This window comes from Massilibacteroides sp., from assembly GCF_028705895.1.
In the GTDB taxonomy this organism is placed as follows: Bacteria; Bacteroidota; Bacteroidia; order Bacteroidales; family Tannerellaceae; genus Massilibacteroides.
In genome coordinates this window covers 1-15,450 of record NZ_JAQWCQ010000068.1, presented here as the reverse complement: position 1 = coordinate 15,450, position 15,450 = coordinate 1, and the positions used below count along the sequence as shown (strand labels likewise).

Annotated in this window: 8 protein-coding genes and 1 pseudogene; 2 read left to right on the top strand and 7 right to left on the bottom strand. The window is 37.1% G+C overall.

Annotation, left to right across the window (positions count from 1 at the left end; all coding sequences use genetic code 11):
• The 7 genes and pseudogenes from PHT93_RS13715 to PHT93_RS13685 form a co-directional block, all read right to left on the bottom strand.
• Positions 1 to 611: pseudogene (locus tag PHT93_RS13715) on the bottom strand (hypothetical protein); the annotation flags it as partial.
• A 159-nt stretch (positions 612 to 770) separates the two neighbouring features.
• Positions 771 to 2,174, bottom strand: coding sequence for a Gfo/Idh/MocA family oxidoreductase (locus PHT93_RS13710; RefSeq protein ID WP_300244017.1), 1,404 nt, complete (start codon positions 2,172 to 2,174; stop codon positions 771 to 773).
• Positions 2,175 to 2,266: 92 nt separating this feature from the next.
• Entirely contained in the window at positions 2,267 to 3,568 is a 1,302-nt protein-coding gene (locus PHT93_RS13705; protein WP_300244015.1) for a DUF3472 domain-containing protein, read from the bottom strand.
• A gap of 112 nt (positions 3,569 to 3,680) precedes the next feature.
• Positions 3,681 to 5,564, bottom strand: coding sequence for a RagB/SusD family nutrient uptake outer membrane protein (locus tag PHT93_RS13700; RefSeq protein ID WP_300244013.1), 1,884 nt, complete (start codon positions 5,562 to 5,564; stop codon positions 3,681 to 3,683).
• A 20-nt stretch (positions 5,565 to 5,584) separates the two neighbouring features.
• On the bottom strand, positions 5,585 to 9,136 hold the full coding sequence (locus tag PHT93_RS13695) for a TonB-dependent receptor (protein WP_300244011.1): 3,552 nt from the start codon (positions 9,134 to 9,136) through the stop codon (positions 5,585 to 5,587).
• 96 nt (positions 9,137 to 9,232) lie between these two features.
• On the bottom strand, positions 9,233 to 10,243 hold the full coding sequence (locus PHT93_RS13690; protein WP_300244009.1) for a FecR domain-containing protein: 1,011 nt from the start codon (positions 10,241 to 10,243) through the stop codon (positions 9,233 to 9,235).
• A gap of 97 nt (positions 10,244 to 10,340) precedes the next feature.
• Complete coding sequence (locus PHT93_RS13685; protein ID WP_300244007.1) at positions 10,341 to 11,777, bottom strand: hypothetical protein; 1,437 nt, start codon at positions 11,775 to 11,777, stop codon at positions 10,341 to 10,343.
• Positions 11,778 to 12,019: 242 nt separating this feature from the next.
• Between PHT93_RS13685 and PHT93_RS13680 the strand changes: the two genes are divergently transcribed.
• The gene (locus PHT93_RS13680) at positions 12,020 to 13,666 is read left to right on the top strand and encodes an ATP-binding cassette domain-containing protein (RefSeq protein ID WP_300244004.1); all 1,647 of its coding nucleotides are present in this window, start codon (positions 12,020 to 12,022) and stop codon (positions 13,664 to 13,666) included.
• A complete protein-coding gene (locus PHT93_RS13675) occupies positions 13,659 to 15,254 on the top strand; it encodes an ATP-binding cassette domain-containing protein (RefSeq protein ID WP_300244002.1) in 1,596 nt (531 codons plus the stop codon). The genes PHT93_RS13680 and PHT93_RS13675 overlap by 8 nt, the downstream gene beginning before the upstream one ends.
• The last annotated feature ends 196 nt before the right edge of the window (positions 15,255 to 15,450 follow it).

Here is a 15,450-nt window from a genome sequence, read left to right as displayed (position 1 = left end):
AGTAAGCCTAATTGTATGAAGTGATTAATGTCGTTAACGAACGTTGAGAAAACATTTCTGTCCAGAACATAGCAAATATTCTGCAATGAATCTGTTTCATAAATTAATTCTTTCTGTAATCGCCAAACATCATCCGGCAATCTCATTTCTGAAAAAGAAGAGTTGGAAGAGGCAATATCCATCTGATGCATCCATCGAAAAAGTTTAAACTTCGAAAGACCTTCATATTTTGCGTAAAATGTGAATGGAATTATATTAAAGGCAAGACTTGCTCTTGATTTGGCCGAATTATTCATTTCCTTAAATAATGTAATATGAGACTCTAATGTCTGTTTGTAGTCTTCATACATTTGTGTGACATTAAAAAAGGAAGTATTAACAACGGCAATATCGGGAAACGATAATCCGGCAATCGAATCCAATGAAATATGAAACATGCGGGATAGTTTCACTGTTTCACTAAAAGTGAAAGGCACTTCTCCTCTTATCCTTCTGTATGCAGCTTCCTTACCTAAGGATAAAGCATTCATTATAACATCGACTAAGTTATCTTCGCTTTTAATATTGCTCTTTACAAGAACAACTATTTGCTTGTTGAGGAAGTCTCTCATAAAAAATTATATTTAGTGACTAAATAATAGATTAATCCGTTAGTAAGATTCCGCAAAGATAGGAAAAACAGTAAGTAGAAAAACTCTTTTATTTCAAAAAAAGCAAAAAAGCAGGAGTAAACAATCCTGCTTTTTGCTTTTATATCAATAAATATCTGATCAAATTGCGAACTTAGGTTTTCTATGTATCCATTGTCCTCTTGTAAAGTCAGGAAAGTCCACCAAAGCTCCACCACGCGCAATTGACATTTCTGACAATCCGGAAATCGCACTCCATGCGGCCGCATCATAGCAATCCATCGGAGCCGGTTTTTTGTTGTGAATGGCATCTATTAAATCATACATCATAATATAATCCATACCACCATGTCCTGCTTCTTTCGCCTGAACTTCTAATGTGCTCCATAACTTGTGATCGTATTTCTTGAACCATTCTTGCGAGTCGTCCCACCCATGAGGTTTGGATTTTCCTTCTACGTGAACTCCATTTCCATCGTTCATCCATAAACCTTCTGTTCCCTGAATACGGAATCCTAAAGAATACGGACGTGGAGAGTTTGTATCGTGGGTAACAATAACGGTCTGGCCATTAGCACATTTAATCATTGAAGTCACAATATCACCTAAATTAAAACGTACGTTTGCCAGTTCGTGGTCACGCCCTCCTTTATCTACGATAAATTTATGTAGCCCGCGTGATTGAGTAGCCATTGCACTAAGGGAAAGAAAACGATTTCCATGATTAATATCCATGCAGTTTGCAACCGGGCCGATACCATGAGTCGGATAGATATCACCATTACGCGTCACCGAATGTTGTGTACGCCATTGCGCTTCAGCAAAAGCAGTTGGCCCCATACGTAATTCACCACCTTCTTTATAAGAATAGTTTTTTCCGTCATTAAACTTCACAGCTCTCAAGTCATGCTGATAACCACAAGTCCCATGTAACAATTCACCGAACAATCCTTCACGAACCATAGCCAGAGCAGCCATACAATCACGACGATAGCAAACATTCTCCATTATGTTCAGATGGCTACCTGTCGCCTCTGAAACATTAACAAGATCCCAACATTCTTCTACCGTATTGGCTGCCGAAACTTCGACCCCGACATAAGGTACTCCTGCCTTCATTGCGGCAAGAGACATCGGCACATGCCATTCCCAAGGACTGGCGATAATGACACAGTCAAATTCTTCGTTATTCAACATTTTTTCAAATTCACGCTCTCCTCCTTTGTAAACCTTCGGAGCAGGAACATTAAATTTTGATATATGCTTCAAGGTACTATCAAGAGGGCCTTGTTGAATATCACAAATTGCTACGATTTTATTTCCCGGTATAGCCAAAACATTATTTATATGTTCTTGACAACGGGAGCCGGTTCCGATAAAACCAAATCGTAATTTTCCATCATCTTTTCCGGCTGTTTTTTTCTTTTGCTGCGCTTCTGGCGTTAAAGCGGCATTGGTAGCAGCGGCATTGGTAGCAGCTAAACCTGCTGCCCCGATTCCTGCTACAGTTACTTTCTTCAGGAATGAACGTCTCGTGTTTTCCATCTTATTTAGTTTTTAAGTTGAATTAGCAAATTTATAGTATAAGTTTCTAAATCACAAAAGAATAAAGACATAACCTTCATCTCTCATAACAATTACTTAAGTTCCTCCCATTTTATGATCGGAGATACACCTCTCGGCGTTCTCTCGAACATGTTTCCGATCGGCGTATTTTCACCAAAAAACCCACAATTTTTCAGATAAAAACCGGATTCATTAACGCCTCCCTGATAATCCATTCTGGCGTTTTGTCTGGCTGTGTTATCTGCCGTAAACTTGGTAGAAGTTAACTCTATCCACTTTTTGTCTTTTGTATAAATCCATTGGTTATCATAAATAGCCATTCGGGTCTTATAGCCGGTTTCTGTAAGAAAGTTTTCTAAGAATGAATGCGGACGAGTATAATAAGTCGTAGTACCGGGACGTAAGAATTGAGCGATTAGCTTCCACGTTCCTACTTCAGGAGCAAAGAAATAGGCAGTATATTCTGAATAACCGTTAGACGAAGGGCGAATCCGCGTAAGAAACTTATATGTAGTACCGGCCTTCCAGTTATAGACCAAATAGCTTTGTCCGCCCGAACCTTCATTACCAAATTCTCCTGTTTTCACTCCATCTCCCTTTTGGACTAATTTTATTTTATGTTCTTCCGGGATTTCTTTTGGGTCATCTGTTTCAAATGGACTCCAGACAGAGAAAAGGATTCGTCTTTCCGTTTCGGAGTTTACCTGTATGCCAAAATAACCTTCTCCAAAACCATTAGACATAAAGTAACTGCCCAATTGATCTTCACCTACGGGAACAGTCACCTCATTATAAAACCATTCTGCGGTCTGATTCTCAGGCATTACATAATTCAGATGAACAGATGGACCTCTTCTTCCCCAATAAAATGAAAAATCATCTACATAATTCATATCCTTTGCCGCATCTCCGTCAACAAGTAAAAAAGTAGGCTTGGCATAAACATCACCGGATTTCTTCACCCCTTTAAAGTCAACCTGAACATAACCAACACCAGAAGCTTCAATCTCTCCAACGTACACCACTGTATCTGAACCAGGCTTTGATTTGGGCAGAATCACATGAAATGATTTCCCCTTGCAACTTACCTCTGTTTCGTTTCCATCCTTTTCCGTATTATATTTCAGATACAGCATAAGATTTCCATCCGTATTCGTCCGGAAATAAGTACTAAATACCGTCTTTGAATCTGTCCACTGTTCAAAACCCTGATCGGTAACACGTCCCAGATCTGACTCTGTAATATAGGAATTTCCACCGAGAGGAATCGCTTTTGCATTATCAGAAGGAAACAAAGCGCTGTTTTCATTCTTTTTATCACATGAGATTAAAGCCAGACAAGCTAAGAAAAGAACTATTCTACTAAAATTCATATCATTATTATTATATTATTACCACCTAAAATATAAGTGAAAGTAAATAAAAATCCCCGATTTTTCCTCCTGTGAAGAAAAATCGAGGATATATTTCAAACTATTTTTAATATTATTTCAATTCTATACCATAATACGGTCTAAAATCGTCATTCGATTTATATACATAGTATGTTGTTGGATTAGTGTATGGATTATTATAATGAAAAATAGCCGGATTTGAGTTTAATTCCGCTTGATTCCAACCTGGAGTCCAACCAACAAATATACCGTTCATATCAAGACAATGCTGATAACGTTCACAGTTCGTTCCTAAATAAGCACGGTGAATACCTAATTCAAGACGCTTCGCATCAAAATAGTTAATGCCTTCACCCCAGAATTCAACCCCTTTCTGGAAAGTATATTCATCCAAGAAATCTTCTTCAGAAGAAGCGGAACATTCGTACGTATTATTGCGCGTTTTTACAATATCTTCTAATGCATTCGCAGCAGCAGACACACCTGAAGTATGAAGAATAGCTTCGGCTTTCAGGTAGTACATTTCTTCAACACGCATAATCGGATAGTCCGTTGCTCCTCCTGTGGCATAATCTCTATACTCACCGTTATGAGGGCGGAATTTCAGATTTACATACAACCAAGGCCAAGACATAAAGCCATTAGAAGCATTGATACGTGAACGAATCCAAGAGGCTGTATTATTCAACTCGTATTGATATTTTTCAGGTCCAAAGCCGGAATACTCGTCATTCCATGCTGATTGCAATGTACTTGAATTATCCCCTTCAACCGACCATTTATTATTGATCAATTTACCATTGGCATCTTTCTCTATCAAATAGGCTTCTCCTGCTTTCTGATTTTTTGACTCATAGAAGAAATTAGGATTTAACCAGGATTTTTTTCGAAAATCATTATCCGATAAACGTTCATACCATTTACGATCCAACGAACGTCCAACACGCCAGCCGTATGCAGAAAAGGTAGTTTCAGTACCGAAAATCATCGCATAAACAAAAGATCCTGTCGAAGAAGCTGTTGTATTACTTTCAGAAATAGAAGTAGCCCACATCCATGAATTCTGTGAATTACGATTATTAAAGCCATTAATAGGGTCTGTCCATTCTGATTCTGTTAAAGGAACACATCCGGAGGTAGAGATTGCTTTATCCGTATATTCCTCTACTTTCTTCCAATAAGCAACTTCGTCTTTATAAGTAACAGATGTTTCAATACGAGAAGCTAAATTGGCATAAACGCGTGCGTATAAACCATAAACGGCGCCCATATTTGGCTGGGTTTTATCTGTTCTGGAAAATCCGGTCAAATAGATTTCTGCTTCAGCCAGATCACTAAGAATTAAGTCATAGACTTCATCAACTGTAGCTCGCGGATTATTTGATGCTTCTTCCGAAGTTGTTTTTTCTGTTACAATAGGAACACCTAAGTTTGTAAGATCATTTTCAGGTTGCACATAAGTATATCTACTGTCCGTAGGCTTCTTATATTCCATTATCTGAACAAGATCTAAATAATAAAGAGCACGATAGGCATAACAAATTCCTAAAAAATTCTTTTTTGTATTATCCAGATTCTCTGTACCAACCATCTTTATAATATCGTTTACAGTCTTTATGTAGCCATAATACAGGTATGAAGGGTATATGCCACGATTAGAACCTGTTGCACTTACAGCACCATAGCTCCATGCTCCCATCGTATTGTAGCCATTTGCTCCGGAACAAATCATTTGTGTTGTAGAATGTTCCAACATAGCGCGCATGCTTCCATAAGAAATAACCTCAATTCCGCCATCCGAATTTGAATATCCTGCCATAGTTGTGTAAATTGAATTCACCATTCCTTCCAACGCGGCATCAGAGGCTCCGATTTGTTCGTCAAGCACATATTCTGTGGGTATTGTTTCTTCAATACAACTATTCAGACCCAAAGAAAGGGCTACAGCAGCAAATAATATTTTATATTTTTTCATGTTGTTTTCCTTTTATATAATTAGAATGTCAATGAAACACCTCCGGAAACCGTCCGTAAAGGAGAAGATAACTCCGGATTAGTATATCCCTTCAATGTCTGACGTGGATCTAACCCTTGTCTTGCAGAGAAGTAAAGTAAGTTTTCTCCTGAAACATATATACGCATATTATAAATATTCAATTTCTGCGTTATTGATGTCGGTAATGTGTATCCCAGATTTACATTTTGAATATTCAAATAACTTGCATTCGTTATGAAACGGTCTGAACGAGGGCTTTGAGAATAGGTTTCTGCAAATAATAAACGAGGTACGTCCGTATTTGGATTCTCAGGAGTCCAAGCTTTTGCTATATCTTTATGCCAGGTTGTTGAAGTTATCCCACCAGTATGCATTAATGTCTGATAAGTATAGTCATATACTTTCCCGCCTAACTGGTAATTCATATTTATTGAGAAATCAAAATTTTTATAATTGATTGAGGTACCAAGACCACCATAAAAAGTAGGAAGAGCATCACCAATCAGATAGTCAGTAGCCTGATTAATATCCTTAGTTGTTTCTTGTCCGATTACTTTTCCGTCATCATCAAGAGTATCTTTAAAATAGAGTCCTTCTCCGGTTTCTTTATCCAAACCTGCATATTTTGGTAAATACCAGGAATAAAGAGGAAGACCCTCAGCAACAAAGTATTTATATTTCGACACAAACGAATTATCCAGATTCACATACCCGTTATATCCTTCAACATTCGTTTTTTTAACGGATTCCGGCAAACGTAGTACTTTGTTCTTTACATGAGAGATATTAAAGTTAACATCCCAGTGCAGATCATTATTTTTTATCAAAACACCTTGTAAGGCCAATTCAAATCCGGCATTGCGCATATCACCCAAATTGACGACATAGCTCGTATAACCAATAGATGGAGGGGTATTCAAAGAGAACAACATATCTGTTGTTTTTCTGTAAAAATAGTCCAAACTACCACTCAAACGCCCTTTAAATAAATCAAATTCAACACCGGCATTCCAGTTTGTATTTGTTTCCCAAGTAATATCTTTAGAACCTTTCTGACGCCATTGATACGCAGCTTGATTATCATTATTTACAATATTGTATGAATCAGCATATAAATAATTTCCTATATTATCATTGCCTTGAGAACCTACAGATGCTTTAAACTTCAAAGAGTTAATCCATGGTACATTAAAGAAGTCTTCTTTAGAAATAATCCAGGCTCCTCCGGCAGACCAGAAGTCTCCCCAACGATGGTCTTTGGCAAAACGAGAAGAAGCGTCACGACGATATGAAGCAGATGCATAATACGTTTTATCAAAATCATACATAGCCCTCAGGAAATATCCTTCATTATTATAAGAGGAGGAATTAGATGTAGCTGTATTATTTAAATTCAGTACGGTAGCAAGTTCACGAGTACCATCAATTCCAAAATTATATCCTGAAGCCGCTAAATATTCATATTTATAATTATAATATTCATGCCCTAACAGAAGAGTAATCTCATGTTTATCAAACTGTTTCAGATAATTCAACAATTGTTGCGTATTGTATGTTGATGTGCGTGATGAATTTTTAGACAAATAGCCATTATTCGATGAATCTGTGTAATAATCCACGAATGGACTATCAGCATAAGTATAACGACGATCATATGTATATGCGTTTGCATTTACCGTAAGAGTAAGGTCTTGGGTTAATAATACATCAGCATAACCACTTGCGATATATGAGTTACCTACTGTTTCTGAAAAACGATACTTGTTTCCAAAAATAGCATTACCACCTACACCGCCACCACGACTCAAGTCATAACTTTTTGCAAAATCATACATCTTTTCGCCCCATTGGTCGATCATTATATTTTTATCTGTATCACGAAAAAATACAGGGTAAATAGGAGCTTGAGTTTTTATTACACTCCAAATAGTTCCAGTACCAATTGTTCCTTCAGACGTTTGGCTGTAGTTATATTTTGTATAATTAAAGTTAGCCCCTACTTTCAACCATTTCTTAGCCTGATAATCCAACTTAACACGAGCTACTAAACGATCCTGCGACTGGCCTTCCTGAATTCCTCCCTGATCCAAATATCCTAATGAGGTATAATAGTTAATACGATCCGAAGCACCGGATACCGACACATTGTATTCCTGACGGAAACCGGTTTTTAGTCCTTCTTTTTCCCAATCATCAGCCTGCAACCAGAATTGTTGGTCATTATATTTATACAAAGTACCCATCGTTGTATTTGGATTCATTTTCCCTCCTTGCAAGATGAAATCTTGTCCATCGGGAACCGTATAAACCATATAACCAGGTCCTACACCGCTGGATGAGTTTGTAAGATTCTGATTTGCCATTGCATGCGCATCTGCAACAGACATGGCACCTCCTGCTTCTGTCACATAGTAATTATTCAACATGTTATAGTATGTTTCATAAAACTCTTGCGCATTTGTAGTTTTATAAAGCTTCAAACCATTTGAGTTAGAACCCCATTTCGCATCAAAAGAGACTCTTGCATCACCCGTTTTACCACGTTTCGTAGTAATCATAATAACTCCATTTGCGCCACGTGCACCATAAAGAGCATTTGATGCTGCATCTTTTAAAACAGTCATTGTCTCAATATCATTTGAATTTATCAGGTTAAGATCTCCGTCAAAAGGCATACCATCAACAACAATCAAAGGTTCTGTCTCTGAAGAGATAGAGCTAAATCCACGAATTGTTATTGAAGGAGAACTGCCTAACTGAGAGGAAGAATTACTTATCTGAAGTCCTGCAACACGTCCGGCTAAGGCTTGAGCAGGATTGGTAACTTGTGCTTTAAGCAACTCTTCCGATTTCATCACACCGGCAGAACCGGTAAATGACTCTTTTGTAGCTTTACCAAAAGCAACAATTACTACTTCATCCAAGGCTTGAGTATCTTCTTTTAGACTGATCGTCATCTTCGTACCGCTGACCGGGACTTCAAGATTTACATATCCGATATATGATACAACAAGTACTGCTCCTTTAGGAACGTCCAAGGTAAAGTTTCCATCAAAATCTGTACTTACTCCATTTGTAGTTCCTTTCACAATAATATTAGCACCAATCACCGGTTCACCGGTTACGGCATCAACTACGACACCGGATACTTTCTGGCTCTGTTGAGTTACAGTTAAGGCTTCATTAGTAGTACTAAATGTGTTTGGTTGTTTAGATGTCTTTTTGTAAACAATAATACGGTTTTCTTTAACCGTAAATTCTGCTTGTTGGTTTTTCAGGGCGTTTTTCAGAATATCTTCTACCGATCCGCTTTTCAGATCAAACGTAACCCGTTCGTTCAGATCAATATCGTTATTCCGGATAAGGAAGGTGTAGTCAAATTCTTTTTCTATCAGATCAAACAGATCTTTTAATGTTGCGCTTTCCATCTGTATTGTCATTATATGTGATCGCAAAGGCGATGCAGACAATGGATTGGGTAGCACTAAGAAACCGGCCATAAGAATGGTAATAGCCAATTTACTCATCTTTTTTAATTTGTTTATTTCCATAAATATTTGATTTATTTTTAGCATTAAGTCTTTTTAATTTCAACAGAAACAATTATCACATTACATTTTTATCTCATAGGCATTCCTTTCTCACTTTCATTTATCTGTTATTATCAATTTTTCATTTTTATAAACCCATTGATATTTTCCTTCTACATCGATTTCTTTAATGATATCATTCAAAGAGTAACGGGAAGAGAAACTGCCGGAGAAAACTTCTTTCTGCAAAACCGAGCTTTGAATAACAATCTCCATATTATATCTACGCTCAAGCATACGGGCTATTTCGGGGAAGGTTTTTTCTGAGAAAAAAAGATATCCTTTTGTCCACAGAATAGCATCAGTCGCTCTCACCTGTTTTATATTGGTTTGATCTGTAGATTTATTATAGCTCAACTGTTGATTAGGAGACAACAATACTTTTTGATCCGGATGATCTTGAAATTCCACATCAACACGCCCGGTAAGCAACACAATATCCATTGTTTCTTCATCATGATATGCCTGCACATTAAATGTAGTCCCTTTCACTTTTACGCTCATATTACCGGAAGAAACCGTAAATGGTTTTGACAGATCCTGCTTAACTTCAAAATAAGCCTCTCCCTCCAATTCTATATTTCTATTGGTTGCAAAATCACTTCGATATCTGAGTAATGAACCGGAATTCAGAAACACGGCAGAACTATCGGGCAGAATCACTTTTGATTGCATACCATATTGAGTTGATGTTTCGATCATAGAGACCATTACATCCTTTTGGAAAGTTAAGCGACTTACATAATAGGCCGAAATACCAACGACTACAACCGAGAATAATACAGCTGCAATGTTTCTCCAGAAGATAAATCTCTTCGTTTTTTGTTTTTTAGGAGTGCTTACTGATGCCTGTTCCAAATGTCTGAAGTATTCTTTAAAATCAGCTTCCAGATCCGATTTAAATAAAGGAATATGTACGATAGCCCACCAATCCTGCATCTTAGAAAACAAGCGGGCATTTTCATCTCTCTCTTTTAGCCATTTTAATAAATCTTTTTCCTCTTCTTTTGAAAGGGCTCCTGTAAAATAATTAAATAAAAGTTCTATTTTTTCTTCGTCAACGTTCATTTTGTTGTTAGATTATCTTTTCTATGTATTATTTACACAGAAGTAGTCTCTCTTGTTTAAAGATATACTGATTTATTTTCATAATATTTCAATAAACCTATCTCACCTCAGGTGAAATTTCGTCAATATAAAACGCACCAAGGTCGGTGTAGATTTTCTTTATACGTTTTCTGAAATGTAGATTATCATAATTATGGACTTGAATAAATTGAGCTCTGTTAAATGGCATTTTTTTAGTTAACACGTCCGTATAAAATATTCTGTTTTCAGATCGAAGACGTGTAATATCTTCTTCGCTATCAGCATGGATCAACCGGAAATCTTCATATTTTCCCGTTTCATAATAATATTGTTCCACGATAACGTTTCGTTGCATTAAAATAAATGCTTTATTGGGATGCTGATCGATTATTTGCAATAAATGACGGTTGTTGAAATAGTCAAAATGATGATTCGGATATACTGAGAAACAGAAATTCCAGATTAACAGGGCAACAGAAATATATGGAACGGCTTTTAGATTAAAGTCAAATAAACAAGGAATAAACAATGGAATAAGAAAAGGAAGCATAACCATAAATTCTGCATTTCCATCCGAAAAGAAAGCAAAACTAAATTGCAGAAAAAAGATAATCAGATGCGTAAGTTCAAATCGATTTTCCATTAAATGAACCGGTTTGAACCGAAACCCTTTCAAGTGATAAACACCCACTCCCAAAAGTATTAACACGACAGGAATGACTATCCAGAAAAAGGGAATCAAACGTAATACATCAATGATAATTCCATGTACTTGAAAAAAAGTGCGAAAAAAGCTGATTCCTGTTAATAGGACATTAGATACACCGAAAGAAATATCCGCTTTTTCTGAATAATAATAATCCAGAAGATAAGTTGTCAGATTTGAACAGGAAAAGGGAATATCATTATAAAACACCATTACCAAGGAGTAAACGACCAGCACACTTAGTGTGGGCAACGCATAAACAACTACGGGCTTCCATCTACCGTACAGGATAAAACCAACAAACAATCCTATTCCCCAGAATAAATGTATCTGATGAAAAAGACAGGCTATGGAAGCAGTCAAACTGCAAAATACGACATAATACATTTTGCATGTATTCTGATATTTCAGAAAAAACAAAGAAGATAATAAAGAGAAGAATAAGGGCTGAATATACGTTTCTATTTCAACAGAGAAACGTATAACCCCAAAGCAACAAGCAACAAAAAAAGTCCAGGTATTCGCCCACTTTTTGTCACCGGTTAATTTCATAACAATTTTATTAAACACACACAGGCATAGCAAACCCGAAATCCCGTTAACTAATTGCATAAACCTAAACGCATCCAAAGAATGGATTATCTGCTTAAAGGGAATATACAAACAATAATTAAATGCACTATACAACAAGTGGTGTGGCCAGAAAAGACTTTCCCCATATTTAACATTATTCGCATACGCTATAGAATCCTCCGAAAACAAATTGTTTCCCGGGAAGAATAAATAAACAACAGCAACAACCAGCATTTGAATATAAAATATTCGCTGCGAGAATAAGTCGAATGATCTTCTCAATTTTATTACAACTAATGATAAAGTTTTCTAATAGAAATCAAGTATAAAACGGGATAAAAAGGATTAAATTATATCTAATGTGTTTTTCATCTTATTTATATGTAGGGATTAAGGAGTAAGTTAAATAGTAATTGATATGCTAACATAGCAAACGAGAAATAATTATCTTTGTTTACAATGTTCACAGAATATTCATGGATTCAACTAAAGAGAGTGCTTCACGGTGGCTGAATAAAAAGATCGCTGAAGCTAAATATATATATATTCTCGCATCATTTTTGGTCATTTTAAGTGCAGGATGTTTTGTTGTTTTTTGTTGGTATTTATCGGCATTTACGGCGACATGGCTTTACGAAGGATTGATCTTACCTCGTACCTTAATATATGCAGCAGCATTTCTTACCGGCAGGTACATTTTTGCTCATTTTGCGTCTCAGGCTAATTATAATGCGGGGAATAGTATTGTTCGCAAAATAAAAAAAGAGCTTTATCCGAAATTATTGCATAATAACGAGACTGACTCTATCGCGAGTACTTTATTCGTCACCCGGATAAGTGATGATCTGAAGCCCTATTTTGCTTTTTTCATGCCTTATGCTATGGCTTCGGTCTTGGTTAGTTTGCTGTTGTTGATCGTTAGTTTTGGGATGGAGAAATGGGTCGGGTTCGTTTTGATAATATCCTTAATCGTTATCCCTATGCAGATGATTGTTATCGGTATTGGGGCAGAAGCTTTACATAAGAAGCACATTGATTTATTTGTGAAATATTCTGCCGTATTCCATAATCGACTCCAGACAATCGCTGAGATCGTTAATCTGGACAATTTCAATCCGCAATACCAATTTCTTTCAGAGAAAAGCAAGAAACTCAATGATGCAACAACAAGTGTTATGCGCGTGGCTATTCTTTCATCCGCTGTACTCGAACTCTTTGTTACGATTTGCATTGCTGTCATTGCGATTTACTTAGGAATGAGTTTACTGGGAATTATGACGGGTCCTAATTATGGAAATGGCTATGATTTTCGTGTTGCCTTGTTTTTACTTACACTTACGCCCTATTTCTTCTTTTATTTACGGAAATTCGTAAGTGCTTATCACGACAGAAACAGAGCTTTAGCGTCTGCGGAGTTGATAATACCTATTCTGAAAGAGGATAAACATTCATCATCGGAAAAGGTTGAAAAGGAATTCAACAGTTTTGATATCTCAAATTTGACTTTTTCTTATCCTGACTCTGCGGTGAAGGTGCTTCATGATATTCAGTTGAAACTACCTTTAAAAGGATTAGTTCTGGTAAAAGGGATTTCCGGTTCAGGAAAATCTACTTTACTGAAAATCTGTGCAGGGAGCTTATTAGCTAAAGAAGGAAAAGTCTCCGTAAACGGGAAAGACAATGTATGGTCAAATCAATGGCTAAAAGATAATACATCCTACATGAATCAGTTTCCGTTTATTTTTGACGGCACTTTGGAATACAATATTTTTCTTGAAAAAAAAACAGGTAATAAGAATGACTATCCGGCTTTTTTAGATAAAATAATAAACAAAAAGACTGAAGGATGGCAGACGCTGTTGAGTCATAACGGCAAACAGTTATCCGGAGGGGAGAAACAATTAGTTACACTTGCTCGTATGATGATGCATCCGAGACCCATCGCTATTCTGGATGAACCTACAGCGAATTTAGATGCCGACACGGTAGGTATTATTCTTCCGCAAATTACGAAACTGGCAGAAGATCGTTTAGTTCTTGTCGCCTCACACGAAGAACGATTCGATGCGATTGCCGACATCATTTTGAATTTAAACTGGGGGGAGCAAATGCACTATGAATAAATTCATCTTAAAACAGATTCTATGGCCGTTGAAAGGTCAATGGCTACGCGGGTTCTTGCTACTATTATTTTGGACTGTCGCGTTTGTAGCTCTTCCTGCCATTTCCGGTTGGTTTCTCGCAATGTGTACCGTTGCATTTATCACAGCAAGCACTACGTTTTCGTATTTAATTCCCTCAGCAATTATTCGTCTGATGACCTTATTACGAACCGCAACACGGTATTTCGAACGCTTGGAGAATCACAAAACAACGTTGGAAGCACAACAACGCTTGCAGTTGAAAATCTTCCGGGCAGTTTCAAAATTTCCTTATTTCAAGAAACAAGTCAACAACAATTCCACATTATTAGAGAACAGTACGCATGGTATAGATCAACTCTTAAATCATATTCTGTTATGGCTTTTACCCCTCTCTGCTCTGATCGTCACATTAGTGGTTTACGCTTTCTTCCTCACTGTTTTCTCTGAGGTAATAGCCATCGAATTTTTAATTTCGTCAGCCATTCTATTGTTTATTGTTCCGCAATTCTTTTTTATACAGAACAGAAAACTTTACCAACAACTGAAAGTATGCCGCGAAGAAAATAATCAGGCACTTATTCAAAGCTTTAGAGGCCGAATAGAGATTTCAAAATACAATATGGAAGTCAAGGCAATTGCTCAATTCGAACAAAGACTTTCTCAACTCGAACAATTGGAGACCAAATTACAAACCAACTCGTTCTGGTTGCAATTAATAGCGGGTCTCGGATTTAGCTTCATTGCTTCTTACCTGCTCTGGAGTTCTGCCAATCATGGCATTGATGCACAAACAGCAATCGGGATTTTCTTTGGAATTATGGCTCAGGCGGAGCTGTCAGAGATGCTTTTCTCCGGAAAATCAGAAAAAAGTTCAGTTGCACATCAAATCAAAGATATAGACGCAATCATCAAACAAGGAGAGCAACCAACAGAAGTAGTTCAGGTTCATTCGGAATTAACCGGGTTAAAGTTAAAGAATCTTGTCGCTCAAATACCTGAAACCGACATGCAGTTTGATAAAGTATCGCTGGAAATCAAAAAAGGAGAATGGATTGCTCTCTTTGGGGAAACGGGAAAAGGGAAAACCACGTTACTAAACAGTCTCTTTTTTCCAGAATACCGACAAAGTGGTACGCTACTATGGAACGACGCAGACCTATTACATCTACCCGTCCCCGAATGCATTTACGTTACCCAAAAAGCCTACTTACTCACCGGAACATTACGGGAAAACTTTGAAGGATATCCCGACGAATCCATAGAACAAGCCTTAAAAACAGTTGATCTGAGTAGTTGGCGCTCGTCACTCCCCCACGGATTAGACAGTTGGATAGGAGAAAACGGAGAAACCCTAAGTGGCGGACAGCGCAAAAAGCTATTACTGGCTCAAGCACTACTAAAAAACCCACAACTCTTAGTAGTAGATGAACCCACAGCCGGCATCAGCACCGAAAACGCAATCGCCATCTTCCAAAACATCAAACGCGTCTATCCGGACATCACAATCCTCATGGCAACACACCTGAAGGATTTCGAATTTGTTGCAGATAGAGTGGTAAGGATTTGAAACATTTTCATTGAATCCAACTATCTTTAAAAGAAAAAGTTTTGTAAAAAATTTACTCAAAAATATTTCATTATATTTCCTCTATAAATTAAAGTCCACGTATCGTCTTCTCCTATGCATGTGATAAGAGATTAAAAAAATTTCCTCTTCGAGCTTTATGCTCAGACGCAATTCCTTGCCTGAACGCTCCTTTATA

Excerpts from the sequence above, each read along its gene's own strand:
- PHT93_RS13695 (WP_300244011.1), bottom strand. The coding sequence starts at position 9,136 with ATGGAAATAAACAAATTAAAAAAGATGAGTAAATTGGCTATTACCATT.
- PHT93_RS13690 (WP_300244009.1), bottom strand. The coding sequence starts at position 10,243 with ATGAACGTTGACGAAGAAAAAATAGAACTTTTATTTAATTATTTTACA.
- PHT93_RS13705 (WP_300244015.1), bottom strand. The coding sequence starts at position 3,568 with ATGAATTTTAGTAGAATAGTTCTTTTCTTAGCTTGTCTGGCTTTAATC.
- PHT93_RS13710 (WP_300244017.1), bottom strand. The coding sequence starts at position 2,174 with ATGGAAAACACGAGACGTTCATTCCTGAAGAAAGTAACTGTAGCAGGA.
- PHT93_RS13680 (WP_300244004.1), top strand. The coding sequence starts at position 12,020 with ATGGATTCAACTAAAGAGAGTGCTTCACGGTGGCTGAATAAAAAGATC.
- PHT93_RS13700 (WP_300244013.1), bottom strand. The coding sequence starts at position 5,564 with ATGAAAAAATATAAAATATTATTTGCTGCTGTAGCCCTTTCTTTGGGT.
- PHT93_RS13685 (WP_300244007.1), bottom strand. The coding sequence starts at position 11,777 with ATGCTGGTTGTTGCTGTTGTTTATTTATTCTTCCCGGGAAACAATTTG.
- PHT93_RS13675 (WP_300244002.1), top strand. The coding sequence starts at position 13,659 with ATGAATAAATTCATCTTAAAACAGATTCTATGGCCGTTGAAAGGTCAA.